Source organism: Enterococcus sp. AZ035, from assembly GCF_050548325.1.
Classification (GTDB): Bacteria; Bacillota; Bacilli; order Lactobacillales; family Enterococcaceae; genus Enterococcus; species Enterococcus faecalis.
The window spans coordinates 844,489-869,002 of record NZ_CP172958.1 but is presented as its reverse complement, the minus strand read 5'-3'; the positions used below and the strand labels follow the sequence as shown (position 1 = coordinate 869,002).

General features: G+C 36.3%; 24 protein-coding genes and 1 other RNA gene. 6 read left to right on the top strand and 19 right to left on the bottom strand.

The annotated features are described in order from the left end of the window. Positions 1 to 137: 137 nt before the first annotated feature. Together IGL32_RS04240 and IGL32_RS04235 are read left to right on the top strand one after the other, a co-directional pair. Entirely contained in the window at positions 138 to 1,490 is a 1,353-nt protein-coding gene (locus tag IGL32_RS04240) for an amino acid permease (RefSeq protein ID WP_002382100.1), read from the top strand. 110 nt (positions 1,491 to 1,600) lie between these two features. After that, positions 1,601 to 2,002, top strand: a complete 402-nt coding sequence (locus tag IGL32_RS04235) for a YxeA family protein (protein ID WP_002358048.1) — start codon at positions 1,601 to 1,603, stop codon at positions 2,000 to 2,002. On the opposite strand, the gene IGL32_RS04230 is transcribed toward IGL32_RS04235, so the two are convergent. From IGL32_RS04230 to ace, 3 genes are all read right to left on the bottom strand, one after another. Beyond that, entirely contained in the window at positions 1,999 to 2,733 is a 735-nt protein-coding gene (locus IGL32_RS04230; protein ID WP_002386601.1) for a class I SAM-dependent methyltransferase, read from the bottom strand. The two genes, IGL32_RS04235 and IGL32_RS04230, sit on opposite strands and share 4 nt — an antisense overlap. A 69-nt stretch (positions 2,734 to 2,802) precedes the next feature. Then, positions 2,803 to 4,398 carry an ATP-binding cassette domain-containing protein gene (locus IGL32_RS04225; protein ID WP_430600093.1) on the bottom strand — a complete coding sequence of 532 codons (1,596 nt, stop codon included), beginning with the start codon at positions 4,396 to 4,398 and terminating at the stop codon, positions 2,803 to 2,805. 124 nt (positions 4,399 to 4,522) lie between these two features. Beyond that, positions 4,523 to 6,547: a collagen-binding MSCRAMM adhesin Ace gene (gene ace, locus IGL32_RS04220; protein WP_010714416.1), complete on the bottom strand. Its 2,025-nt coding sequence runs from the start codon at positions 6,545 to 6,547 to the stop codon at positions 4,523 to 4,525. Positions 6,548 to 6,881: 334 nt separating this feature from the next. Between ace and IGL32_RS04215 the strand changes: the two genes are divergently transcribed. Both IGL32_RS04215 and ssrA read left to right on the top strand, forming a co-directional pair. Then, positions 6,882 to 7,187, top strand: a complete 306-nt coding sequence (locus tag IGL32_RS04215; protein ID WP_002360604.1) for a DUF898 family protein — start codon at positions 6,882 to 6,884, stop codon at positions 7,185 to 7,187. A 138-nt stretch (positions 7,188 to 7,325) separates the two neighbouring features. After that, positions 7,326 to 7,692, top strand: a transfer-messenger RNA (tmRNA) gene (ssrA, locus tag IGL32_RS04210). Between the two features lie 134 nt (positions 7,693 to 7,826). Here the strand turns inward: ssrA and IGL32_RS04205 are convergent. From IGL32_RS04205 to IGL32_RS04195, 3 genes are all read right to left on the bottom strand, one after another. Beyond that, entirely contained in the window at positions 7,827 to 8,012 is a 186-nt protein-coding gene (locus IGL32_RS04205) for a hypothetical protein (RefSeq protein ID WP_002384733.1), read from the bottom strand. After that, complete coding sequence (gene entV, locus IGL32_RS04200) at positions 7,997 to 8,509, bottom strand: enterococcin EntV (RefSeq protein WP_002358120.1); 513 nt, start codon at positions 8,507 to 8,509, stop codon at positions 7,997 to 7,999. Before entV ends, IGL32_RS04205 begins: the two co-directional genes overlap by 16 nt. 359 nt (positions 8,510 to 8,868) lie before the next feature. Beyond that, entirely contained in the window at positions 8,869 to 9,072 is a 204-nt protein-coding gene (locus IGL32_RS04195; RefSeq protein WP_002381996.1) for a DUF378 domain-containing protein, read from the bottom strand. Between the two features lie 195 nt (positions 9,073 to 9,267). Here IGL32_RS04195 and IGL32_RS04190 point away from each other — a divergent pair, with 195 nt between their 5' ends. After that, positions 9,268 to 9,561 (top strand): hypothetical protein, encoded by a 294-nt coding sequence (locus IGL32_RS04190; protein ID WP_002358125.1) that lies wholly within the window; start codon positions 9,268 to 9,270, stop codon positions 9,559 to 9,561. A gap of 67 nt (positions 9,562 to 9,628) precedes the next feature. Here IGL32_RS04190 and srtC read toward each other — a convergent pair whose 3' ends face one another. From srtC to ebpA, 4 genes are all read right to left on the bottom strand, one after another. Further along, positions 9,629 to 10,483, bottom strand: coding sequence for an Ebp pilus assembly class C sortase (gene srtC, locus IGL32_RS04185; protein ID WP_002379311.1), 855 nt, complete (start codon positions 10,481 to 10,483; stop codon positions 9,629 to 9,631). A gap of 93 nt (positions 10,484 to 10,576) precedes the next feature. Further along, positions 10,577 to 12,460 (bottom strand): endocarditis and biofilm-associated pilus major subunit EbpC, encoded by a 1,884-nt coding sequence (gene ebpC, locus IGL32_RS04180; protein ID WP_002379310.1) that lies wholly within the window; start codon positions 12,458 to 12,460, stop codon positions 10,577 to 10,579. Continuing rightward, positions 12,457 to 13,887 carry an endocarditis and biofilm-associated pilus minor subunit EbpB gene (gene ebpB, locus IGL32_RS04175; protein WP_002379309.1) on the bottom strand — a complete coding sequence of 477 codons (1,431 nt, stop codon included), beginning with the start codon at positions 13,885 to 13,887 and terminating at the stop codon, positions 12,457 to 12,459. Before ebpB ends, ebpC begins: the two co-directional genes overlap by 4 nt. A gap of 3 nt (positions 13,888 to 13,890) precedes the next feature. Then, on the bottom strand, positions 13,891 to 17,355 hold the full coding sequence (ebpA, locus tag IGL32_RS04170; protein ID WP_430600125.1) for an endocarditis and biofilm-associated pilus tip protein EbpA: 3,465 nt from the start codon (positions 17,353 to 17,355) through the stop codon (positions 13,891 to 13,893). 174 nt (positions 17,356 to 17,529) lie between these two features. Between ebpA and IGL32_RS04165 the strand changes: the two genes are divergently transcribed. Beyond that, positions 17,530 to 18,951, top strand: a complete 1,422-nt coding sequence (locus IGL32_RS04165; protein WP_002382000.1) for a helix-turn-helix domain-containing protein — start codon at positions 17,530 to 17,532, stop codon at positions 18,949 to 18,951. Between the two features lie 179 nt (positions 18,952 to 19,130). Here the strand turns inward: IGL32_RS04165 and IGL32_RS04160 are convergent, their stop codons facing one another. The 9 genes from IGL32_RS04160 to IGL32_RS04120 form a co-directional block, all read right to left on the bottom strand. Next, a complete protein-coding gene (locus tag IGL32_RS04160) occupies positions 19,131 to 19,526 on the bottom strand; it encodes a DUF805 domain-containing protein (RefSeq protein ID WP_002358131.1) in 396 nt (131 codons plus the stop codon). Positions 19,527 to 19,596: 70 nt separating this feature from the next. Then, entirely contained in the window at positions 19,597 to 20,310 is a 714-nt protein-coding gene (locus IGL32_RS04155) for a DsbA family oxidoreductase (RefSeq protein ID WP_016618002.1), read from the bottom strand. A 139-nt stretch (positions 20,311 to 20,449) separates the two neighbouring features. Further along, positions 20,450 to 20,896, bottom strand: a complete 447-nt coding sequence (locus IGL32_RS04150) for a GNAT family N-acetyltransferase (protein ID WP_002396414.1) — start codon at positions 20,894 to 20,896, stop codon at positions 20,450 to 20,452. A 369-nt stretch (positions 20,897 to 21,265) separates the two neighbouring features. Further along, complete coding sequence (locus IGL32_RS04145; RefSeq protein ID WP_002377858.1) at positions 21,266 to 21,508, bottom strand: hypothetical protein; 243 nt, start codon at positions 21,506 to 21,508, stop codon at positions 21,266 to 21,268. A 70-nt stretch (positions 21,509 to 21,578) separates the two neighbouring features. Then, a complete protein-coding gene (locus IGL32_RS04140; RefSeq protein ID WP_002391595.1) occupies positions 21,579 to 22,010 on the bottom strand; it encodes a universal stress protein in 432 nt (143 codons plus the stop codon). Between the two features lie 52 nt (positions 22,011 to 22,062). Next, positions 22,063 to 22,368, bottom strand: a complete 306-nt coding sequence (locus tag IGL32_RS04135; RefSeq protein WP_002358136.1) for a hypothetical protein — start codon at positions 22,366 to 22,368, stop codon at positions 22,063 to 22,065. 17 nt (positions 22,369 to 22,385) lie between these two features. Next, positions 22,386 to 22,583 (bottom strand): hypothetical protein, encoded by a 198-nt coding sequence (locus tag IGL32_RS04130; RefSeq protein ID WP_002375234.1) that lies wholly within the window; start codon positions 22,581 to 22,583, stop codon positions 22,386 to 22,388. Positions 22,584 to 22,654: 71 nt separating this feature from the next. Further along, the gene (locus IGL32_RS04125) at positions 22,655 to 23,044 is read right to left on the bottom strand and encodes a hypothetical protein (RefSeq protein WP_002358138.1); all 390 of its coding nucleotides are present in this window, start codon (positions 23,042 to 23,044) and stop codon (positions 22,655 to 22,657) included. Positions 23,045 to 23,048: 4 nt separating this feature from the next. Then, entirely contained in the window at positions 23,049 to 24,365 is a 1,317-nt protein-coding gene (locus IGL32_RS04120; RefSeq protein ID WP_156210081.1) for a Y-family DNA polymerase, read from the bottom strand. Positions 24,366 to 24,514 lie beyond the last annotated feature (149 nt).

Genomic DNA, 24,514 nt, shown 5'->3' with positions numbered 1-24,514 from the left:
CTCGATTTTTTTATTTTCATAATATTTTTCACTTATTTTTTCATTTTCATTGACAGAATAGTTGTAATTGTCAGAAAATTGTATATAATAAAGAAAGTTATTTTCATATTATTTTTTTTCAATTAAAGGAGAATCCTATGAGTGAAACACAACAAACAACCTTAAAAAAACAATTAAGCTCGCGCCACATTACGATGTTAGCCTTAGGGGGAGCGATTGGCGCAGGTCTTTTTAAAGGAAGTGGCGAAGCAATTGGTATTGCTGGTCCTTCTGTTTTAATCGCCTTTCTAATTGGCGGTGCTGTTCTCTTCATCGTCATGAGTGGTTTAGGAAAACTTGTTTTAGATGGCGGAGACACACATCATGGTTTGTCTGGCTTGGTTCGACCATTTTTAGGTGCACATTCTGCTGATTTTATTGATTGGGTTTATTATTCCATGTGGACAATTAATATTATCGCAGAAGCGGTTGCCGCAGCTTCCTTTTTACAACTTTGGTTTCCTAATATTCCTGCTTGGTTTTTTGTTTTTATTTTAGCTATTTTAACGACGCTCATTAATCTTTACTCGGTTCGTTTATTTGCAGAAACAGAATATTGGTTGGCGTTTGCTAAAATTAGTGTCATCATTTTGTTAATTATTTTTGGTGTTTATCTGGTGGGACAACAAATGCTAGGCAGTGGTGTCTTCCCTACTTTACAAAGTATCACCGATCATGGTGGCTTCGCCCCACATGGCATGAAAGGTATAGTTAATTCTTTATTAGTAGTTATTTATTCTTATGGCGGTTCAGAATTAATCGCGATTACTGTCAGTGAAGCAGATGATCCTAAAAAAGCCATTCCTAAAGCGATTCGTGGTGTGATGGGACGGATTATTTCCTTCTATATCATTCCATTATTCTTACTTTTGATTATTTTCCCTTGGAATACCTTAGCAGGCACAACGGTGAGTCCATTTGTTATGGTTTTTGAAAAAATGAATATTCCTTTTGCTGCTGACATCGTAAATTTTGTGATTATTTTAGCCTTGTTTTCTTCTATTAATTCTGGAGTATACGCCTCTTCTCGCCTTTTATATTTTCGCTTAAAAGATAAAAAAGGACCCATGAGTAAACTAGCGGTTTTAAACAAGCACCAAGTACCTCAACGTTCAGTTTTCTTCTGCGCCAGTGTTTTATATCTGGGCGTTATTCTTTCTTATTTTGTTGGCGATGAATTATTTGGTTACTTAGCCGGTTCTCTCTCTTACACTGTCTTGCTAATTTGGATTTTAATTAGCGCTGCGGCGTTTGTTCTGTCTTTAAAACGAGGGTCTCTCTTTGAAAAAAGTATTAATCTCCTTGCGTTAATCATTTTAGGTCTCATCTTTATTGGCATCTTATTTACAAATTCGTTAGGCGTCACTCTTTTAACAGGCCTACTGTACTTTGTTATTTTCTTTAGTTATCGTAAGAAAAATGATTCCTTTCTACTCTCTGATGAAAGCTAAATAGACCAAAAAAAACGAACAGTTTTGTAAGATAACTGTTCGTTTTTTCGATGTTCCATCTCCTTCTTCTTTTGCTATGCTATTTTTGTAAATTGTTAGGAGGAGAAAAAATGAAAAAAATCGGCGCTATTTTATTTATTGGCTTATTCATTGTTGGTGGTTATACAGGCTATCGTTATTATGCAGATACATATAAGGGTGAAAAAGCCTATGCACAAGTTCCTCTAGAAATTCCTGAACGAAAACAAACAGTAGATGACAATCAAAAAAGCATAGATGGCCAATATTCTTTACACTATCGACTAACTTTTGTTAAAAGTAATGGAAAAACGCAAGTTATGGACTACGAACGGACAGACAAAAATCCTCAACCTTTGGAACCAAATGCTTACATAGAAGCAACCATTAGTAAAAAAAGAATCATCCAATCTCCTGTCAAAATTGATAAAAAAGAGATTCCAGAAAAAGCTTTCGCACAATTAAATAACCGAAAAACAACCAGCGATAATTAGTCATCGCTGGTTGTTTTTTTACATGGAATCGCAATTAATTCATAAATAATGGTACGCTGATTTTGCTTAATTTCATGAGAACCAAAAATTTCTTGTACGCGTTGTTCTAAAATTGGAACTGACCATTGTTCTTCAAAATAGCTGCGGAAAAAGTCTTTTGAAATAGCTTCTGATGCTTCAAAGAAAAATTTTTTTGTGAAAAAAGGTCGCTGTTCTTTTTTTAGAAATGCTTTGTATTGTGCCATCCATTTTAACTGCGGGTTGCTCTCTTGCTCAAAAGGAGAAAACAACGAATCTTGCTCTTCCACTAGCCGAAATATAAGACACCATTCTTCACTTAATTGGCACAATGCATTAACTTTTTCCGGCGTATCCAAAGCAGGGTTCATCGCTGAAAAAACGACTTGAAATTTTTTCCCAGTCTCAATCAGTCTTTCTTGGCTTTGGTGAAGAAAAACAACGTTGCTTTGTGCTTTTGCTTCCGCAATCTCCAACATTCTCTGAGAAATATCGGCTAGCGTATACTCCGTGACTTGCTCTTGAAAAAAAGGTAAGTATCGTCCCGTCCCACCTGCGATATCCAGAAATGTCTGACACGGAAAAATGCCTTCTTGGACCAAGAAATCACGTAATTCTCGAGCAATTGGAAATGGCGATTCTTGTTGAATTTCTTCATATTCTTCTGCAAATTCATCCCAAAATTCCGCTAATTCTTGCTCATTATTATTCATCAACAGTTGCCCCTTTCTCTCAATTCTTATAAAAAGTGTAGCAAAAGAAGCGCCAAAGAGCTAACAAGTTCACTCATTTAAATCAATAATTTCATCTACAAATCGCAGGGTTTTAGGTCGATGAGTAACCAAAATAGTCAACTTATTGTGGGTAAATTTTTGTACTTCTTGTAACACTTTTTCTTCGGTCTTTTCGTCCAATGCAGAAGTCGCCTCATCTAAAATAAGGATCTCTGCTTGTGTAAATGCTAAGCGTGTGAAAGCAATCCGTTGTTTTTCACCACCAGAAAAATTCATTCCTTTTTCACTCACAATAGTGTTTAAACCTTCCGGCAACCGTTCATAAAGTTCCCCCAACTGAAAACGATACATAGCTTCAATTACTTGTTCATCAGAAATTTCTTGATTAAATACAATATTTTCTTTTAACGTTCCTTGAAATATTGGCACATCTTGAGATAAATAAAAAACTTTTTCATAATAATCTTCCAAATTAAATTGTGTTAGAGGAAATTGATTCACATAAACTGTCCCCTCTGTCGGCTTCAATAATCCTAAAATCAATTTAATCAGGGTAGATTTACCTGTCCCACTTTTTCCAATCAAGCCATAGGTTTTATTCATTGAAAATTGTCGATTTTGTTGGGACATAATCGTTTGACTATCTACGCTAAAACACACATCTTTTAATGAAATTGTTTGAATTTCAGGTAACGCTTTGCCGGAAACCGCTAAGTCAGGATCATCTTCTTTTTTATAAAAATCTTCCAAGCGCTGATAGGCTACTTTATCCAAATTATATTGAACAAATAAAACATTAAATATGGCTATCGGCGTATAAATTCGATCGATATACATCACTATCGCTACAAGTCCACCTAAACTTAGCGTCACGACGTTAGTAAAACTAAGTACGACAATACTTACTTTGATAAGTGCAACTAACAAGGCAAAAAAGCCAAAGAAAAATTCATGGATCATAGTCATTTTTGTTATATTTTGACTATTTTCCTCTGCCATTAACGCGTAATTTTCAATCTCTTTTTTATATTTTCGATTAATTCTAAAAGTTACTAGTTCGGTCATCCCTCGTATCAAAGTAGCATTCATTGCTTCTTCAGAAATAAGTGTTTTTTCTTTCATTTTTTGTAGCGTTTTCAAAAGTATTTTGGTTAAAATAAATACAATCACATAACCAATTAGAACTGCTGGTAATAATTTTTTATCAATCAATGCTATGAAAAATAAATTAAATAACGTCTCTGGAATTAACTCTCGAAATAAGCGCCCATAAAAATTCAAGTGGATATTTCTCCCAGCTGCTGCACCAACTTCTACTTTTTGTAGTAAAGCCCCCGCTCCCAGTTTTAGATATTCTTCATAGGAAATCTTGCTCATTTTTATTAAACTTAATTTCTTCAAATAGAAATAGATGCCATTAGTTAAGTAAGCTTTCGGTTTCTGTTCACAGTAAGACAATAGAGGAATTAAAATAATTGTCGTTCCATACGCTACTAACAACCCTAGTTGGAAACTTTTTTGATAATGATCTAACAACTGTTGAAAAAAATAAATTGCTAAAGCACTACATAATGAAACAATCACGCCAATCAAAATGTACCAAGTGAAGCTTTTCCGAAAGTGCGACCATATTTTTTTAGTCATTTACTCCCTCCTTTTCGAGCAGTACTTACCTTACTGTAGCATAGTTTTTGATTGGCGCCTATCAGCAATTTATCTCCAGATAATAGAAAAGCCCCCCAGCGAAAGCTGGATGGCTTTTCTATTGTTAATTCTTTCTGATTTGTAGATAACTTACACCTAAAACGGCAAATGTACTTGCCAGTATTCCTGCTATTAGCATAAACGGTGTTTTTGTTGTGCCTGTTTTGGGAAGTTCTCGTTGCCCGTTTGCTTCATTTAATTTTTGAATTGGTTCACTAAGCAGTTGGGGAGCCAACTGTGGGCTTCCTTCATTTTTCAATGTATTTAATGGAGCGTTTAGTATTTGTGGTTGATTTTTTGATGTAACATTTTTATTTTTCTCCACAGTTGTTTCTGTGGATGGCTGTTTTTTCTCAGTTGTAGTAATTTCTTTTGTTGGTGAGACATGAACTTCTGGCTGGCTGCTTTCTGCCGTTTCCGTTATACCATTCTCTTCAGTTGTTACGCTTGGTTTTTCAGGTATGATTGGTGCAATCGTGCCTAGTGTTTCACTTTCATCTGGATTTTCTTCTTCCGTTGGCGACACATGGACTTCTGGTTGACTGCTTTCTGCAGTTTCCGTTGTGCCATTCTCTTCAGTTGTCACACTTGGTTTTTCAGGTAGGATTGGTAAAATTGTACCTAACGTTTCACTTTCATCTGGATTTTCTTCTTCCGCTGGTGAGACATGAACTTCTGGTTGGCTGCTTTCTGCGGTTTCTGTTGTGCCGTTCTCTTCAGTTGTCACACTTGGTTTTTCAGGTATGATTGGCTCAATCGTGCCTAGTGTTTCACTTTCATCTGGATTTTCTTCTTCTGTTGGTGAGACATGAACTTCTGGTTGGCTGCTTTCTGCAGTTTCTGTCGTGCCATTCTCTTCAGTTGTCACACTTGGTTTTTCAGGTATGATTGGCTCAATCGTGCCTAGTGTTTCACCTTCATCTGGATTTTCTTCTTCTGTTGGTGAGACATGAACTTCTGGTTGGCTGCTTTCTGCGGTTTCTGTTGTGTCTGTCTTTTCACTTGTTTCTGTTGCCTGTTCCGAAGTAGGTGTCTTTGGTTCCCATTCATCTATTGTCTCTAAAGGAATGTCTAGACTTTCTTCTGTTGGCATTTCCACATTTTGATTGCCGCTTGCCTCGCCTTCTACAAAAACATTTTTAACCTGTGATGTATTTTTTTCATTCGTTGCGTCTTGATTGTTTAGTTGATAATTGATGTCATAACTATTTTCAAATGTTGCTTGATGTTGGCCTGCTTCTGTGATTGTCGAAGTGTAACGGACGATAAAGGAAGTAAAGCGTGCTTTATCCCGATAAAAACGTAAGTTAAAGTCATTATCTGTTACGAAGTCAATTTTGCCATAACCTTGTTGCTCAAACTCGGCAAGTGAAATATATTTAGTTTCTTTGTCATTCACAATATCAAATGTAAAACTCTCTTTATTTAATTGTTGACCACTTCCTTGTCGATCCGCAATTGAAATATCTTCTGTGACATCGGATTTATTGAGGTTCACATTTAAAAACCAACGTACTTGATTTGACTCTCCAGCCAAATCGCCTACTTTATAAAAAAACGGATAGTCTCGCTCAATTTGGCCAGTCTCTGTGTTAGTCACTCCTTCAATCGTCAAACGTTGAGTCGCCGTTGCTGTTCCGAAATCCGTTTCTATCACATTCGGTTGAGAACTATTGGTGATAAGCGTTTTAATCCCGAAAGAAAAATGCCCATTCACATTATGTAAAGATTCAACTTTTTCGTTAAATGTTGCTACAACATGATCTTTATAGATAAAAACTTCCCCTAAACCATTTAAATTGATTTTTCGTGGTGAACTATCGTTCTCGGTCATTCCAACTAGTGCGTCTGGTAAAGTTAAAGTAATAGTATCTCCAGGTTTTATTTTCTGATTTTCTTTGTCACTAAAAGATACTTTAATTGAGGTCATCTCTCCTTGATATAAAGTAGTGTGATCTAATTCTACTTTGTCAACGATTGAACTTTTGCTCAATTCGGCGCCAAACGAAATTGGACCAATCAATAACGCCCCCGCAATTGGTAGAATCATTACCAACAGTAACACTAAAAATTTTACACTTTTTGTCATAAAAAATTATTCACCCTTCTTTTCTCTTATTTTTTCCACTTAGTGGTCTTTTTCAGAAGTTGACAATAGCAAAAAGATATATCTCACACAATATTAATGCTCATTTAAATAGCCTTTTTTTAAAATTTCTAATTCACTTTCTAAGGAAAACGGTTTATTATGGTAGTTACATTAGATAACATTTGTTACAAAATATCTAATGCTGCCAAATTTGAGTTGCATAAATAACATATTTCACATCAATAATGAATAAAAATACTTATTTCATCCTCATTTTGTTTCCCAGGCCATTTATTCTTGTTATAATAAAGTTTATGAGATAAGGAGGAAAAGAATGAAAAATTCATATTTTGACGGTGGTTTAGCAACGTATATCGGGACTTCAATTTTAGCAACCTTGATTACTGTCTTTACATTAGGCATTTGCGCACCTTGGGGAATTTGTATGATGTACAACTGGAAAATCAAGCATACCGTTATTGATGGTAAACGCCTTTATTTTGACGGTACAGCTATGCAATTATTCGGTCATTGGATTAAATGGCTTTTATTAACTATAATTACTTTAGGAATTTATGGTTTTTGGTTGAATATCCGTTTGCAACAATGGATTACAAAACATACCCACACACTTTCATAAAAAGAGGAAGGATGAACTGAGTTACGGTCCATCCTTCCTCTTTTTATGAATATCTAACAGAGTGTTATCCTACTCTTTGAAAAAACAAGGAATTTATGCTATACTTTGATAAGTATCAAGGGATACTTATGTTATTTCGGGGGCGTTACGGATTCGACAGGCATAGTTGAGCTTGAATTGCGTTTCGTAGGTTACGGCTACGTTAAAACGTTACAGTTAAATATAACTGCTAAAAACGAAAACAATTCTTTCGCTTTAGCTGCCTAAAAACCAGCTAGCGAAGATCCTCCCGGCATCGCCCATGTGCTCGGGTCAGGGTCCTAATCGAAGTGGGATACGCTAAATTTTTCCGTCTGTAAAATTTAGAGGAGCTTACCAGACTAGCAATACAGAATGCCTGTCACTCGGCACGCTGTAAAGCGAACCTTTAAATGAGTGTCTATGAACGTAGAGATTTAAGTGGCAATATGTTTGGACGCGGGTTCGACTCCCGCCGTCTCCATTTTTAGAAAAGTAGAGAAAAACAAAAAAGAGCTAAAACCTTATAAAATAAAGGTTTTAGCTCTTTTTTTCTATAAGCAAGAGAAGGCTCGTTACCTCCTCTTACACTTCCTATCACATTATCTTTCTAAAACCACTTCATTTTCTTTTTCTATTGGTGATTTTGGGTATTGCATAGAACATGGCTAAAAATATTATTGTTATCAAAAGAGTTTTTAAGATTTCAATTTCTCCTGAATCTATCCAAGTATACACAAAAGCGATGATAAAAGTAATTACTATTTCCGTAACATGATCTTTTAAATTCATTAGCTTAGCCCACATTGAACTGCCCATAAAGCTAGTTGTCCAGCTACAATAATAGCATTCGTCTTTAACCCATTGGCTTTAGCGAAGCGTAATACAGTCACTGCTAATTCTTTCCAGGCTTTCTTTTGTGCAGCTTTTACAATTGCGCTGATACTAATCATTGCAAAAAACTCATCTTTGATTTTGTTAGCAACGCAACTTCCTAATGCATTCCAATTAAAACGTGCTTGAACTACTGTTGAAGCATCAGAAATATTTACATTTAATTCTTCCTCAACTGAAGAAATCTCTTGCTGAGCAAAATTATTTTTGACATAGTTTTTAAAGTTATCTTCCGTCACTCCATTCGCATACATTTCTTCCAGTCCTTTTGCTACAGCCTCAACTTCTGAATCCTCTAGCTGGTCAGATGCATAAACACTTGTACCAGCGCTGATAAAAATACCTAATGTCATTAGTAATGCCATCGCCAAACAAAAAAATTTAGCCTTTTTTGTCACCTGTAATTCCATAAATAAATCCCTACTTTCTTTTTCCTTGTTATAATCATAACAAGGAAAAAGATAATTTATCATCGAAATCCCTATTTGATGCTTATATTTTCCTATATATCCTAGAGCTGATTTTTCTCACTAGTGATCACATCAATTTGAACTAATGATTCAAAAAAAGACACAGGTTATTTGAGGTACGTTCGAGGTAATGCTAGGTTCTATTTTGAAAACAACGCAGCTCTCTTGAAATATTTTTTGAGCTTGTCTAAACCTTCTGAAACGAATATAGAAAATAAAAAAAGAGTCCCCTTTCTCAAGGAAACTCTCAATTGCTAAGTCAAAATAACTTCACGTTATCTAAATCTTTTAAATCAATCCTATGGTTCGCGGAACAAAGGAGCTAAAAACTTAATAGAATAAATCGCACAAATTCCGACAATAATATAGATAATTTTTGCTAATGGTGTGGTTGCACCGCCACTAATTGTTGCAACTAAATCAAAATTAAATGCACCAACTAATAACCAGTTTAAACCTCCGACAATCAATAAAATTAAAGCAATAATATCCAGATATTTCATTTTTAACACTCCTTCCAAATTTGATAAGCCAAGAGTAACACGTTTATTCTTTATTTACGAAAATAATGATTCAGGAAAAAAAACTTTTTTCAATTATTTTCTCGAGTCATTTTTTCATTATTAAGAATTTTATGATATAACTAAAGAGTAGACAAAAACAGATTCATTATCTCTGATAAGAAATGGTGGTTTATTATGCGTGCTAAGTTATTTTTAATTTTGCGGAATCGAGTGTTATCCCGTGTTGTCTTTGTCATTCTATTTTTACATGTGCTTTTTACCACAAATGATTTCACGGTGTTGCTACTCCTCTTACTATTGAATTATTTACTCACGCTTGAGGATAGCGCGAAAAAAAACAGAAAAATCCAAACTTGGCAGGAATTTAAACAGTCGATTGATTGGCCCTTTGTCGCTTTTTATTCAGGGCTTGCTCTTTTAGTTATTTCGTTAATACTTCTGTTTCTCTGGTTCAATTATGCACGATAAGGAGGATTAAAAATTGAAAAGCTATTTTTTTACTCTTTTTTTTAGTATGTTTAGCCTTTTCGTCATACTACTTTGGTTTTCTGGTCGTCTTTTTCCGTCGCTTGTACCAGATAATGAAGCCGCTAATAATTAACGCACAGGCAATTAAAAGTAATGTCCATAATAGTAAATTTTGTTGTTGTGCCACTTTTTTCATCCCCGCTGCTGCTTTTTCTGGTTGATATGGGATACGATGTCCTCGAACTAATAACCGATGACTGTTTATCATATACGGTGTGCAAGTTAATAAAGTGACGAGATCTTGGCCAGACTCAATGTGTAAATCTTTTGTATCAGTTGGTTCAACGGTTTTTATTTGATCTACTTGATAAGCAAGCGTCTTCCCATTGACTTCGATATAAAATTCATCGCCTTTTTTTAATTCTGGCAAATCTGTAAATAATTTGGCTTGAGGGAGACCACGATGGCCTGAAATGACCGCATGTGTATTCGTACCACCTGTAGGATAGGAGGTTCCTTCTAACAAGGAGCTTCCTTTTTCCAATAGCAATGCATTCGTTTTATCAAAAATTGGTAAACGGACATTTATTTTTGGAATGGTTAAAACACCAATCGTATGACTTTCAAAATAGGATTTGTCTGGTTTTTTCGTTGTTTTTTGCGTTTCAGAAAAAGGATCTAATCCAGGATTGCTGCCTTTTTTCGCTAATTCTTGGTTTTTCTTTTCCATTTTTTCTTGAAGTTCAGCCATTTCTTTGGTGTTTTCTTGGCTTGCTTTTGCTTGATAATGAGCGATAATTTGTTGATCCAGATAGTTATTTAATGCATCGCTAACAAAAGGATACGCAAATGCACCTATTCCAATAATCAGTAAAAGAATCATAAAACCATCAATGATACGACGTTTCTTTTTTGACTTCATTGCTTCCTCCTTAAAAATAAAGCATGAGAGCCTGGGACAGTGATTGGCCCAGGCTCTTTGTTTTTCTAAAAATTTCTTCGGTGATGCTAGAAATTAAGCATTTTCTTTTCTACGTCTAGCAAAGTAGACTCCTGCAATAAGTAGCAAGACTGCGCCACTTCCTAAGTAAACGTAGATTCCTTTGCCACCTGTTGAAGGTAAGGTACCTTTGTGTTTGTTTGGTACTTTTTCTGGTGAAACTAGGTTTTCTGTTGTGCCATATGATTGTTCATTGACCACAAATTCAATCCGATTTGTTAACAAGACATAATCATCAGGAGCTACAGTTTCTTCTAAATAATAGGTACCGTATTTAAGCCCTGTGATATCAACTAATCCATCAGCCGTTGTTGTAAAAGTAGTTGCTTCAGCTTTTGTTTTCACCCAAGTTGCTGCTTTCGTTGTTTCATCGATTTTCAAATAATTTGCTGTGTCGCTGTTTTGATCACGGACGACAAAGGAAGCTCCCGCCAAGGCTTGTGTCGCTGTCACATCGCCATCGACTTTAATGAAACGTTTCCCACCTGTCACAACTTCAACAGTTGGTGGTGTTTGGTCGTCGGTATGACCGTTATCAACATTCGCCTCATTTTTAAAGCCTTTCGTAGGATCTGCTTTTTCATTTAAATGCATAAAGTAAACGAATTTTAGTGTGCCGCCTGGTGTTAGCGTAGGAATATACGCTGGATTAACGGCGACAGTGAAGCCATTTGCTTGTTCAGTCACTTGATAATTTTCAGGAGCAATCACTGTATCCCCATCATATAACGCATAAGCATACTCTCCAGAAGTCACGTTATCAAAAGTTAAGGCTGCATCATGTTTATCAACTAAATTGAATTTGACGTATTTATTAGCGTCGCCTTCTTTGTCTGCAATCCCCAATGGAATATTTACAGAAATTTGATATTTAATTTTTTCGCCAATTGCCACATCTTTACCATCTAAGCTTGGTGTTGTTTTATCAACTTTAGAGGTATCATTTTTGACTGTTTTTTCAACAGGTGTTTGATTGTTTGCTTCAATTGTAAATGGTGTTTTTGTTTGATTTTCAATTAATTCTGCATTATTTGGAGCTTTTACTTCTTCTAAAATATACGAACCAACCTCAAGATTTTTAACTGTTAATTCTCCCGTTCCATTCTCTGCTTCTGTGAAATCATTTTCGCCAATTTCATAACTTTTCCCAGTAATAAAGCGTTTTGCTTGTTCTTTATCCGTTGTCCATGTATATAATCCATCTTTGACTCCTTGGATATATTTTACTGTGCCTGGTGAGCCTTCGCTTTTAGAAATAACAAATTCTGCGCCATTTAATCCTTCATTTTCAGCAGTTCCTACTTTTTTCACATGTAAACTACCATCATTGGCTACCACATTTTTAGGATAAATATGAACAACCGCTAATTCTTCTGTTCCATATTTATAGGAACCATCTGTTTGCTTGATCATTTCGTAAACTGGGAACGCCACCACCATATTCGTAGCAGCAACTACACCCTCTTTTGGTTCTTCTTTAATGGTATACACTGCATCTTTACCATTTTGTTTTTTAGGTAACTGAACAGTGACATTCCCATTTGCATCGGTGGTTCCTTGAGCAACAGGTTTCCCAGGAGTTAAACTTTGGACAGCTTGTTTAGCTGCATCAACGCTTGCGCCTGCCGCTCGTTGCTCGTAAAATTCGTTCGTCACGTTATAAATACTAAACGTCACATCTGCCAGTCCTTGATATTTATCAAACTCGCTCATTTCTTTCCCGCTATTTTGAATAAGCGGATCTGGTAAATCCGTCATTTTCTTTTTGTGAATCACGAGCTGTGCGCTCTCCCCATTTTCTTCTGCAAATGCAGTTGTTGTCCCTAATACACTTGTGAAAAGTGGCAAAATTAGTAACAAGGTACTAACGGTGTACCAAACTTTTTTTAATTGCTTCATTTTCTCTCTCCTCTTTTTTGTTTTTGATAAAATAGCCAAATGACTACCATCCCAATGATTAGCAGGCCTGCAATCGTCAACCAAATAGAACGTTCTTCATTTGTTTTTGGTAAGAAGCCTGACTCTTTTACTTTTTTATTGATTACATGTAACGGTGCTGTTCGTTGTCCGTTCGTTGCATAAGAATTTTTTCCCACCGTAAAAGGAATTTCTGTTTGATTCAGAAGATAACCTTTTGGTGCAGAGATTTCTTCCAAGAAGTACTGGCCATCTTTTAAGCCTTTAACTGAAAATTCACCGGCTTGATTAGACGTGAATTTTTTAGCTAATGCTTTTTCTTTTTGCCAACGATACCCGTTTGCTGTTTCATTGAGGTATTCCCCCGCTTGATTTTTGACGATAAAAACAGCCTCTGGCAAGGTGATTTTCGCATTTTCACTATCAACTTTGACAAAAGACTTGCCGCCTGTACGAACTGTGGCTCTTTTAGTCAAGGTATGTTTGTCCGTGACTAATTGTCCTTCGTTGTTAATCGCAGTGTCAGGTTCAGCGGTCTTTTCTAAACGCATTTGATACGACACAGTCATTGTTTGATTTGCAAAGTTTTGTAAGTCTTTAATTGAAAAATCAAGCGTAAATCCATGCTTTTGCGTCGTCAGTGTGTAACCTGTAGTAACTGTTTTTCCAGCCACTTTTACCTCAATTGATTCTGGTAAAAGTGTCAACGTTGTATCCGCCTTATCTGACAAACGGAATTCCTGATATCCTAAAATATTCGCTGGAATCTGAGTCGTTAACTGATAGTTAATGTGCTCTCCTTGATTAAAGCCTTGTTGCTTATCGAGTACCGTTTTTTCAAGTGGTGGTAAGTCATAGGCATTTTCTTCATTTTTTGGATATAAATGAATATGCGTTAACGATTGCCCTTGTGGATCTTGAACAGGCAAAATCACTACTAGGTTGCTAGCTTTTTCCTTTACCACTTCTGGTGCTTCCGCTTCAACAAATAAATAGGCTTTATCTCGTTGCTGCGAATCTTTGCTAGCTAATGAAAAAGAAACCACTCCATCTTCTCCATTTATTGTCTGTGTTTTATCTTCTGCGATCGGTTTTCTATTTGTTGCACCGGTTTCTGCTAATTGACGCTGTGCCTCTTGGACCGTTTTTCCTTCAGAACGAAGCTGATAAAACGGATCCGTCACATCATAGACTTGATAAGTGACGTCATTTAAGCCCCGATAATTTTGAAGCAGCGTTCCCTCTTCCCCTGTGTTTTGCTGCTGTTCTGGTAATTGACCATCAGGGAACAATAATTTGTGCAACGTAACTTGAACGCTTGCTTGCGATGCCTCTGCTAATGCTTGCTGTGAAAACCCGAAAAGAGCGAGTAGCATGACGCAAATACTTAACCAACGTGCGTTTTTCATTGATTACACACTCCCTTCTGGTCGTCTAATAAAGAGATAAACACCCGCTATCACGAATGTACTAATCGCTATCAAGTAAAACCACAAGCGTCCTATGCCACCAGTTTCAGGTAAAGGAACCTTTGCTTGGTTCGTAACGTCTAAAGTAATTTGATTATTCTTCTCTCCAGAAATTAAAACATCTGCTACTTTTTCCCCATCTATCGTGACTGAACCATCTTCACGAATTATTAATTCGATTGGTTCTTTTAACCCCTGATATCCTTCTGGCGTAAAGGTTTCTGTTAGAACATATTTCCCTGGTTTTAAGTTTTCAAAAACAAAAGTATCCGTTTCTTTGCCATCTTTTGGTAATTCAATATCCGTATCTGGTCCTGTTAAACGGAATTTCGCTCCTTTAAGTGGCGTCTGATTATCGGCTTTTTTATGAACTGTTAAGTCAAAAGGTTTCAAATTATTTTGATGTGTCAGTGTCCATTCTGGCGCATTTTCTTCAATATTTTTGCCTGCATAGTGAATTTTCCCATATTTATCAACAGTAAATTCATAATTTCCAGCAAGAGTGTCGTAGCCTAATGGTCCTGATTGTTCCACCATTCGATACTCACCAGTTTCACTAATTTTAAAATAGCTCAATCCTGTAGTATCTGTTTTTTGAGTTGCCACAGTTTGGTAACTTCCTTGAGCATTTTTTCTTTGCAACGCAAAAGTCGCCTCTGCTAAGTTCACTTGTTTGCCATTTTGCATGGTGTATTTTCTAATTCTGATTGGCAAAGAAGAAAATTTATTTTCAATTTCCAATGGAATAACTTGATTTGTGGTGGTCACTTCTTGTCCATCGATGCTTACTTTGCCTTGCTCACTCACCTCAATTTGCCAAGTCGTTTTCTTGCCTAACTCATGTCCTGCAGGTGCTTTTACTTCAGTTAATGTATAGCGTTCCCCTTTTTGTAGGCGCACATCTTTTGGCAAGGAATAGCTACCATCTTTATTGTCCACTAATGTTGTTTGAACATTTTTACCACTCAATTCAAAGACGGCTCCCACTAAGTTTTTCTCACCTGAGGAAGAATTTTTGATTACTTTTAAATCTAATGGCTTGAACTGCTTCGTGTTTTTCCAAGTAGTATCGTCGATTTTTTCTTGACTGTAACCAGGAACTGCTAATTCACGGGTTGTTTGATAATTGAAAGCTTGTCCTTGATTGTTGTATTGGGGAAGCCCAAGAACTTCTTGATAGCTTTCATCCGCGGTTTTGGAAAGTTGGGTTACATTTTTGCGCTCCCAACTATTGCTGGTATCATTTTCTGGTTTTGATAATTTAATATACCCAGTTTGCCAGTTGGCTGTGTCAGTTACTTGCTTTCTACTAATTTCATAAATCACATTATCTGGCCGACTTGTCGGGTCTTGATCATACTCTTCCCAGATTTTTTTCACGTTTAACTTCACGCCAGGTGCTTTTCCCGAAGGAACCCCAAAATCAACTTTTTCAGGGGCCGTGGCTAATGGCTGAAACGTTGTCCGACCATTCATTTGATACCAAAAATCAGGTTTGAAGTTTTCTGACTCTGTTTGAATACGTACTTGATAATGAATTTGAATTTCTTGCCCTTTACCCAAATAAATCTCATTACTATTAATTGTAGCGCCTGTTAGCGACACTTCTGGTAATGTTTGAACCTGAACAGGACCCACACTTTTCATTGATAATGTATTTGGCTCGTATTTAAAAGGTTCAGCAATTGGATCAACTACTTTTCCGTTTACAACCGTTCCTGAAATCTGAACGGCTTTTTTCGCTAAATAATCAGAAATGTCTGGTGCATAATCCGCGGATTCATAATAAAGGTCTCCATTTTCATCGGCTGACACCATCTCACGCATTTTATCTTCAACTTGTTGTTTAGATAAATTAGCTCGTGGATCGCTTTGCAATTGAATGCCCAATCCATGTATTTCAATCCCACGTTGTTTTAAGGCCATTGCCTCACCTATCGTGGCGATAAACGTACTGTTAATCCGTTTATTGATATTGTTTTGATCTGGCGCATTATAGCTACCAGAGATATAAGAAGTGCTACCTGGTTGATCTTGTCGATTCGTAAATTGTGTCCCGTAAAAGCGACCATCCGCCTCTGTTTGAACTCGACTCACTTTATAAGAGAAGGTTGGGACGCCATCCGTTAAAAGTACAATGACTTTCTTATGTCCATTTGGCGTTGCTAACATATCACCAGCATCTCTTAATGCTTTTTGAGTGAAAGTTCCTCCTCTAGTGCTACTTGGCGTAATATTTTTAATTGGATTTTTGACTGTATCAAACGGCCCCATTTGAATGGCGTTGTTATTATAACCGTCACTTGAGTAGCCAACATAGCCCATGTTGATGTTATTGGTAATACCGCTATCTGCCAATGTATCAACAAAACGGTTCACTCCTTTTTGAACTTCACCAATCCGATTGTTTTCATTCATACTACCGGACCAGTCAACGACTAAGACCAAATCCAATGGCGTGATTTCTTTCTGAACATTCCCACGCACATTAAGATATACATCAAAAAGCCCTGGTGTTGTTGTTTCTCTAGCATATTTTCGGATGGCATAATCGGCTTGGTCTCCTGTACCGCCATACTCAATATAAGAATTTGTGCGATTAGTAGGGTCCCCATTCCAACTCGTTTGGCCGTCCCATTGTGCACTACCGTCTTTATTCCCTTGATGGTTTAACACATTTTGATTGCCTGTGGGCTGCCAATTAGCTGTCGGATAAGTCCCAGAATTATCCGTCGTGTATTGTGGTGCAATTAAAGGCAGTGCCAGATTCGCTCTCAAAGTAGCTGGCGCCATTCTTGCTTCTGCAAATGGATTGGTTACCTCTTCTGTTGCGGTCGGCTGTTCTGTTTTTTCTGGAGCCGAATCATTTTTGTTAGTTTCTTTCGTATTTTCTGGTACAGTTATTTTTTCTGGTTCAGTTGATTCTTTAGCAGAATCCTCTACTGTTATTTTTTCAGAAGTAACTGAAACATCATATTCGTTGTTTTCATACAATAACTTAGGTGGCTGAGCTGTTTGAAGCGAACTTTGCTCAACAGCTAACGAAAGCTGTACCGGCTTTTTTACTTGTGCGTCCAAAGTCAGATAAAGCGTACCATTAGTCACTTGGTAAGAATATCCGTCTTTTTCAATTACAGCAGTATCCATGAACTGTGCATTTTTCAATTGAATTTCTCGTTGTAATGGCTGCTCTGTTTGGTTGAGAAGATTTAACTCGATATTAATATTCGTTTTATCATTCTCATCTGTTATCATTTGAGCGGATGTAATTTCAACTTCTTTGGCTGTTTCTGCATAGCCAATGAGCGGTATGAAATAGGATGAGACAAGTAAAAAGACTACGCCGAAAACCCCAAATTTCTTTAGTAATTTAATGTCTGTTCTCTCCTTTCTTTTATGAATTAACAGTTAAATTAGAATTGCCTAGCACGTAAAATTTCATTATTCTAATCTGATAATTATTATACAGAGAAGGAGCTCATTAAATCACACCAGCTTTCATACCAAGCGGTTTCATTTCTGAAATTGCGTTATTGTTTCGATGATTGTTTCATTAAAGTAAAGGACTTGGGAGGAAACAATATGATTAGGTTTTTAGAAAAAAATTATCGGAAAATGGAAGAAATCATTCGTGTCTTATCCATTTCTGATAAATGGATGACTAAAAAAGAACTTGCAAAATATATTGGTAGTTCTGAGTCTACTTTTATTCGTTATATTGAGGAGATTAAACAGCGTTGGGGCGAAAGTTTAACCATTAAAACATCGCATAAATTAGGCTATCGTTTAGAAAACTTTAATGTGTCCTTATATTTAAACGTGCTGACGGATATGGCAAAAACGTCAACGACCACCCAATTGCTCCATGAGTTTATCCAAAATCCTGGCAAAACCATCGAATATTATTGCGATACCATCAATATTAGTCGCTCTTCTTTTGCTCGAAAATTGAAGCAGTGTAATCAGGTCTTGGAAACTTACTCTCTTCGCGTTATCGTTGATCAAGGCTATCAATTAACTAGCCAAACAGAAGAATTGCCTTTACGTATTTTTACAACCTTTTTCTTTTTAATGTATTATGGTCATTATGAATTGCCTTATCAATTAGATAAGCAGGAAATCAAACAATTAATGCGTCGTAATCAATGCCAATTAAATATTATTAGTATGGATAACAGTTATGAACACGATTTCTTTATTATGTATTTTATTGTTGATTTATTAAGAGAGCATCAAGGATTTCAACAACGTTTCCAGAAAAAAACAGATAAAAAGAGTCCAATCAAAATGGAAGATTATCTTTTACTCAGTCGTCATTTCACTGGACTCAGCCGTGAAACCTATCGGGAAGTTCTCCGATATTTTCAAAGAGGCGCTTTTCAGCAATACTACTCCGAAGACCAAGAAGTCATCAGTCAAAGAATACGTGAAAATTTAAAATTTAATGCTTTTTCACAGATTGAACAATTAACAGAAGAAGTCGTCGACTTCGCTGTTCACTTGTTAACCTGTCTTTATTTGTTTTCTCAATTAGTGCCTTTTGACACCTCCGAATTGACACAAAGGGCCACCTTTTTCACTCGACAAATTCATTTTACTCAGCTTCACTTATATGCACGATTAAAAGCAGAATTGCATTTCTTTTCCGCTCTTTTAGAAACAAATCTATTAAACTATTCATCTTCTTATATTTTTTGGTTGCTTAATACTTTTCCAGAAATTAACCAGAGTTTCGACTCAAAAAAGATTTTGATTATTAGCGACATGGGCCTGAATCATAGTCAATATATTGGAAACTATGTCCACGATATTTTAGCTTTGCATCGGATTCGTTCAAATACGTTAGCAATTACGGAAGAACAATTAGGTGACCATCGACTCGAAGAATTTGACTTGATTATTACCAATCAACCAATTATTGAAACCAGCGTTCCAAGTATTTTAATTAATGATGCTATCTTATTTTCTAACAAAAGAGAATTGCTCGATTTATTAAACTTTTAACGTCTTAATGGTTTTCCCTATCTACCAAAAAGATAGCCCTTTTATCAAGAACCGCGTAATGTGAGGTGCCATCATACAGAAGATATTTTTCTGAAATAAAAAAGAAAATAGGACATAAGTCGAAATGACTTATGTCCTATTTTCACTCTTAAGATAATCAGCTAAACGAAACCAGCAAATTAAATTTCTGATTGATTCACTGGCCATCTTGTGTGACTTTTACTTGGCAAAATTAATGTAATGAAGATCACTAAAGTACCGATAAAAGGAAGTAAATAGAATAAAATCCACCAGTTACTGTGGTCGCGATCATGCAGTCTTCTTGCTCGAACAGTAAAGTTTGCCAACCAAATTAAAGCAGTCAGCAAGAAAAAGATAATGGTCACGGTATTCCATTCTTTAATGATTGTTCCATCATTGGGTGTTACTTCAATATATCTGTAAACGCCCGTAATTGCTGAATAAATCCCTAACACCAAATAATTAATTAATTGTGGCCACCAATATTGTGCTCGTGTTGCTGACGCATTCATTGTTGTAATATTATTCCAGTATTCTCTATACGCGTTAAACATATTATCACCCCCGCATTAACTATTACAGAAGTCTTTCGTTTTGTCAAAGAATAACGTTATTTTATGCTGCTTAATGACACGTCCATGTGCCTTCCTTAAACTCACACGAAGCTGACTCTTCAGAAGAAGGAGTTAATGAAACTAACGGTTGCTGTTGTTTTTCTTCTGCGAGAATTTTTTGAATAGTTTGGCTGATTTGCTGTTTCGGTACTGCACCATTAATTAAATATTTTTGATTAATGATTAGTGCGGGAACTCCTTGTAAACCATAAGCAGAAGCTAGCGCAAAATCTTCTTGAACCGCCGCCCAAACAGCCTCGGAAGCAACAGCTTCTTTCCATAAAGCAAAATCAATCGTTGTCTCTTTTACTAGCTCCTCAATTACTTCTGGCTCTTCAATATTTAAACTTCTCATAAATAAACCTTCTTGTAACTTATCAAACAGTAACCAATAAGTGTCTTGGTTGCCAATGTATCCAGCTGCTTTTGCTGCTAATAATGCATTCTTTGATGTTGGAAAATCAAATCGTTGCTTCCTCATCCCTTCAATATTAAAACGATGCTTTGAATCGTTTTGATTGGCATGCACCCAATGCGTCAAAACTTCTTCTTTTACTGCTGCTCGTGAGCCAAACATTGTTTCAAAATCGTTTGCGGACCACCCCAACGCAAACGACCGATGGATCAATTCAATTTCAGGAAATTCTTGTTGAATCTCATGCATGCGGTCAGACATTGGAAAACAAAAACTACAAATAACATCATGGAAAAATTCTATTTTCATCCTTACCCTCCAGTAACTCTTTTTTCAAAACAGATTGAACTAAATTTACCATTTTACTTACTAAAAGTAAACAAATGAAGCCAATTAAAAGAAAAAGGTGAAACAAAATGCGCTATGGCTTTTGTCTCACCTGTTCTATCTACTTATTCTGATGTGTCCATTCCATTACCCGCTCACCATTCGTATCTAATTCACCATTAAATACAAAACCGAGTTGTTGATACAACCGAATTGCTGAGCTGTTCGTATCATAAACACTCAAGTATAGCTTGTTTGTTTGGTATTTTTCTATTAGCATTAACATTAAAAGTCGACAGGCTGCTTTCCCATAACCTTGTCCTTGGAACCGTTGATCAATTAAAAAGCGGTCTAACCAAACGCGCCCATCTTGCCAACGTCCATACATGGCATAGCCGATTAATTGATTGCCGTCATAAATACCTGCCGATTCCCATTCTGGAAATTGGTCCGATTCTTTTAGATTTTCTGCCATTGATTCAATGAAGGTTTGTTGTTCAGCGAAAACTTGTAGGTTTTCCACTGCTTTACGATTATCGCTTGTTACTTTTTCAAAATGTATTTCCATTGTTTTCACCTAATTAGTTGTTATTTTCTGCATACTTGTATTCTTTCTTGCTTCTTATTTTAACATACTTATTTCCCTTTGCTTTCTCTAACTCTCTGTGATTATACGTTTCTCTTTTTTATGGGAATTCTTCCCTATAAATGGAGACTCTTTTCAAGAGATTTCTTTTTACACTACCCGTTTCAAATGATATAAATGATACATAGAGTGTTTTAACTATGTGCAACATGATTAAAAGTTAACTGTTGGGGAGCAGTTAACTTTTTCTTTTTAACCACAAAAGAGAGGATCCGCTGTGAGAAATAACTGCAGTGGATGCTCCCTTTTGTATATTATTTATTTACTAGCCGATAGTTGAAAGCTTTCCCGTTACTCAGTAGTATCGATTTTGTCTTCTTGACTATCTAAAGAACGGTCAACTTTTTCGTCGTAACTTTCCATGGAATTTTCATTTTTATGTTTCTGCTTATCGACCGTTTTATCGACTTTTTCTTTCTGTCGATCAATTGTTTTTTCCATCTCTTCGCCAGCCGAGGTACAACCACTCAGTAAAAAGAAACTTGTGAATAAAAACGCTGACAAGATAACTGTTTTTCCGATTTTTGTTTTCATAAACTCACCTCTCGTTTAATTTAAAAAAACGTCCCGATAAAACATTGTTCCCTTGATTATTTACTCACAATTAGCGAACGACTAAGACATTGCACAAAGCATGGTTAACCACATAATCTGTAGTAGAACCAATTAAGGTTCGTTGAATAGCACCTCTTCCCGTGGCACCTAGCACAATTAAATCTATGGCATAATTTTCAGAAATCGTGTTGGCAAGATAACGTTTTGGGCTCCCAAGCTCAACAATTTTTTTGACTGTTTTTACACCAATTTCACTCGCTTGTTTTGCCTTTTCAGTGAGCATCTCTTCTGACTTGTGTTTTTCTAAATCATACAATTCTTCAAAAGAAAATGGACTCGTCGTAAATTCAGCATCATTAATAATTGTAGCTAAATAAAGAGTGGCTTGTTCCTCTTTGGCAATCCTGACAGCTTCATGAAAAGCTTTTTCAGATTGATCTGAGCCATCAAGAGCAACCAAAATATGTTGATATACTGACATTTTATCCGCCTCCTTAACCAAATTAAGAATCAAAACTAACACAACAGCTGTGTTACATTTTAGTGGCTATCTGTTGTAATTTTTCCACGGTTAATGCTTGATAATTTGTTTCTTCAAGTAGTCCCGTTTGAATTTCAACAGAAACATCTTCCGTACATGTTTCTAAAAACATTGTGGCATAATCAAACTGTTGCTCTAAGAATGTTTCATATTCCAGTCGACAACGTAAAAATTCTTTCGCGGTATCTGAAACATGTAAACACATGCGGCGCTTATTCGCTTTCTTGGTTATCACAAAATAGGTTCCTTCTAAAATCGTGGTAATCTCTTCAATAATATACGCTGCATCTTTTACCATTCCGTCAATCCAGTCCTTTATTTGTTTTCAGTATCGTTGCTTTTTTCTTTGTCGTCACTTAACAGCTCTTTAATTTTTTCACGATTGTCGTATAACTTTTTTCCTACGCCCACTAAGGCACCACCAGCCAATAACTTTGTTAAAAAGCCGCCACTCGCATTTGTTTTTTTGCCATGGTGTCCTTTTAAATGATGTCCCATCCTAGCCACCTCCATAATTTTTATTTCTATTACCTATGAAAATTATCTCATATGTTTTCACAAAACGCACGTATAACAATAGTTTTTTAATCAAGGCTCGACCACTTTGTAAACTCATGACTTTTAATATGCCGAATCTCTTCAAATAAAATATGTGTATGTCCAACTTTTGCATACTCCATTGAACTCATCCCTTCAAAAACACCAACAATTGGCGGTTGAACACGGCCAAAATCATCCAATGTATTCAATTGGATTTCTAAAACCTGGTTATTTTTTAAAGACTGCTCTAAGTATTCTTCAATTTCTTCTGTTGTCTGTTGCGGTAAGCGTTCAAACGCTCTCTTAGAATATTCGTCAGAAGCTTCGATTCCTTCTTGTAACTCCCCCAATGCAAAAGCGGTCGCCCATTTCAGTTCAAAGGGCCGATCATGGTACTCATTATAAGGTGTAAATTCTTTTTTTGTTCGTTTCATGATGTTATCCTCCTAAACCGACATTTCCTCCAGCATGTCCACCGACTAATCCTGAACGATGAATTGCCGTCGCGCCTTCCAACAAAGAAGAGGCGTGGATTAAAGCTTGAAAGCCAAATTTTTGTCGGATTTTATCAATCAGATAGTTTAACTCCATTTCACTAATTTGCTCTTCTGGTTCCGAAAATAAATCTAATTGTAAAGATTCATTCCAAACTAATTTCCCATATGAAAGCCCTAATTGCCGGACATCGGTTCCCGCTAGATAATGTTCTCTAAAAAGGGCTAATACATAGGTGATCAAAACTTTTGTATTGTTTGTTGCAGAAATCGTTTGTTGTTTTCGCCAACCAGTTCGTCCTTCACGGTCAATTTGACCTTTGGAATAACCAACGTAGACTGTGATACATTCCGTTTGACAATGCGCTTTTCTTAAACGAGCAGCCACTTGTTCTGTCAGTTCCTTTAAGACTAGTTCAATCTGATCTCTTCGCGCATAATCTCTCGGTAAAATCTGACTATTCCCAAATGATTTTTCAGCTTTATGTGGTGCTTTTTTCCCTAAAAAGGTACGATCAATCCCCCATGAATGAGCATACAATTGAAGCCCCATCACGCCAAATGTTTCTTGTAAAAGATGCGGATTCGCTTGCGCTAACTCATATACAGAATCAATTCCTAAACGATTCAGTCGTTTAGCCATTCTGCGACCAATCCCACAAAAATCTGTCAAAGAAGGCAACTGCCAGACAGTATCTGGTACACGATCATACCGCCATTCTGCAATAAAGTCTGGCGAATGTTTGGCGCCATTGTCCAACGCCAATTTAGCCAGTAACGGATTGTCCCCTATCCCAACGGTCACATAAATACCCACATGATTATAAACGACTCTTTGGATAATCCGAGCCATTTTATAGGCGGTTTCACAATGAAAATAACTTAAAGAAGCCGTTACATCAAGAAATGATTCATCTACACTAAACACAGAGTGATCTTCATCTGCGACAAACTTTTTATATAAATTATTGATTTCTTGATTTTTTTTCATGTACAAATTCATTCGTGGCGGAACCACATATAAATCAGGATGAGCGGGCACTTGATTTTTACGCGTAACATTTGAAACACCTAAAACTTTTTTTGCCATTGGCGATGCTGATAAAACTAATCCCCCCGCATTTTCGGCATTACTCATCACTACTAACATCGTTTTCAACGGATCTAACCCACGTTCTGCGCATTCTACACTAGCGTAAAAACTTTTGCAATCAATACAAAGAATATCGCGACTAGGTTCTTTTTCATAATCAAATTTCATAAACATCACCTCACTTGCAAAATCATTATACGAACAAACGTTCGATTAATCAAGCGAACACTGTTTATTTTTTTGTTTTTTTCAAGAACGGTTGGTGATCAAAAAAAAAATAAGTATTCGGAATTTTTATATTCCAAATACTTATTTTT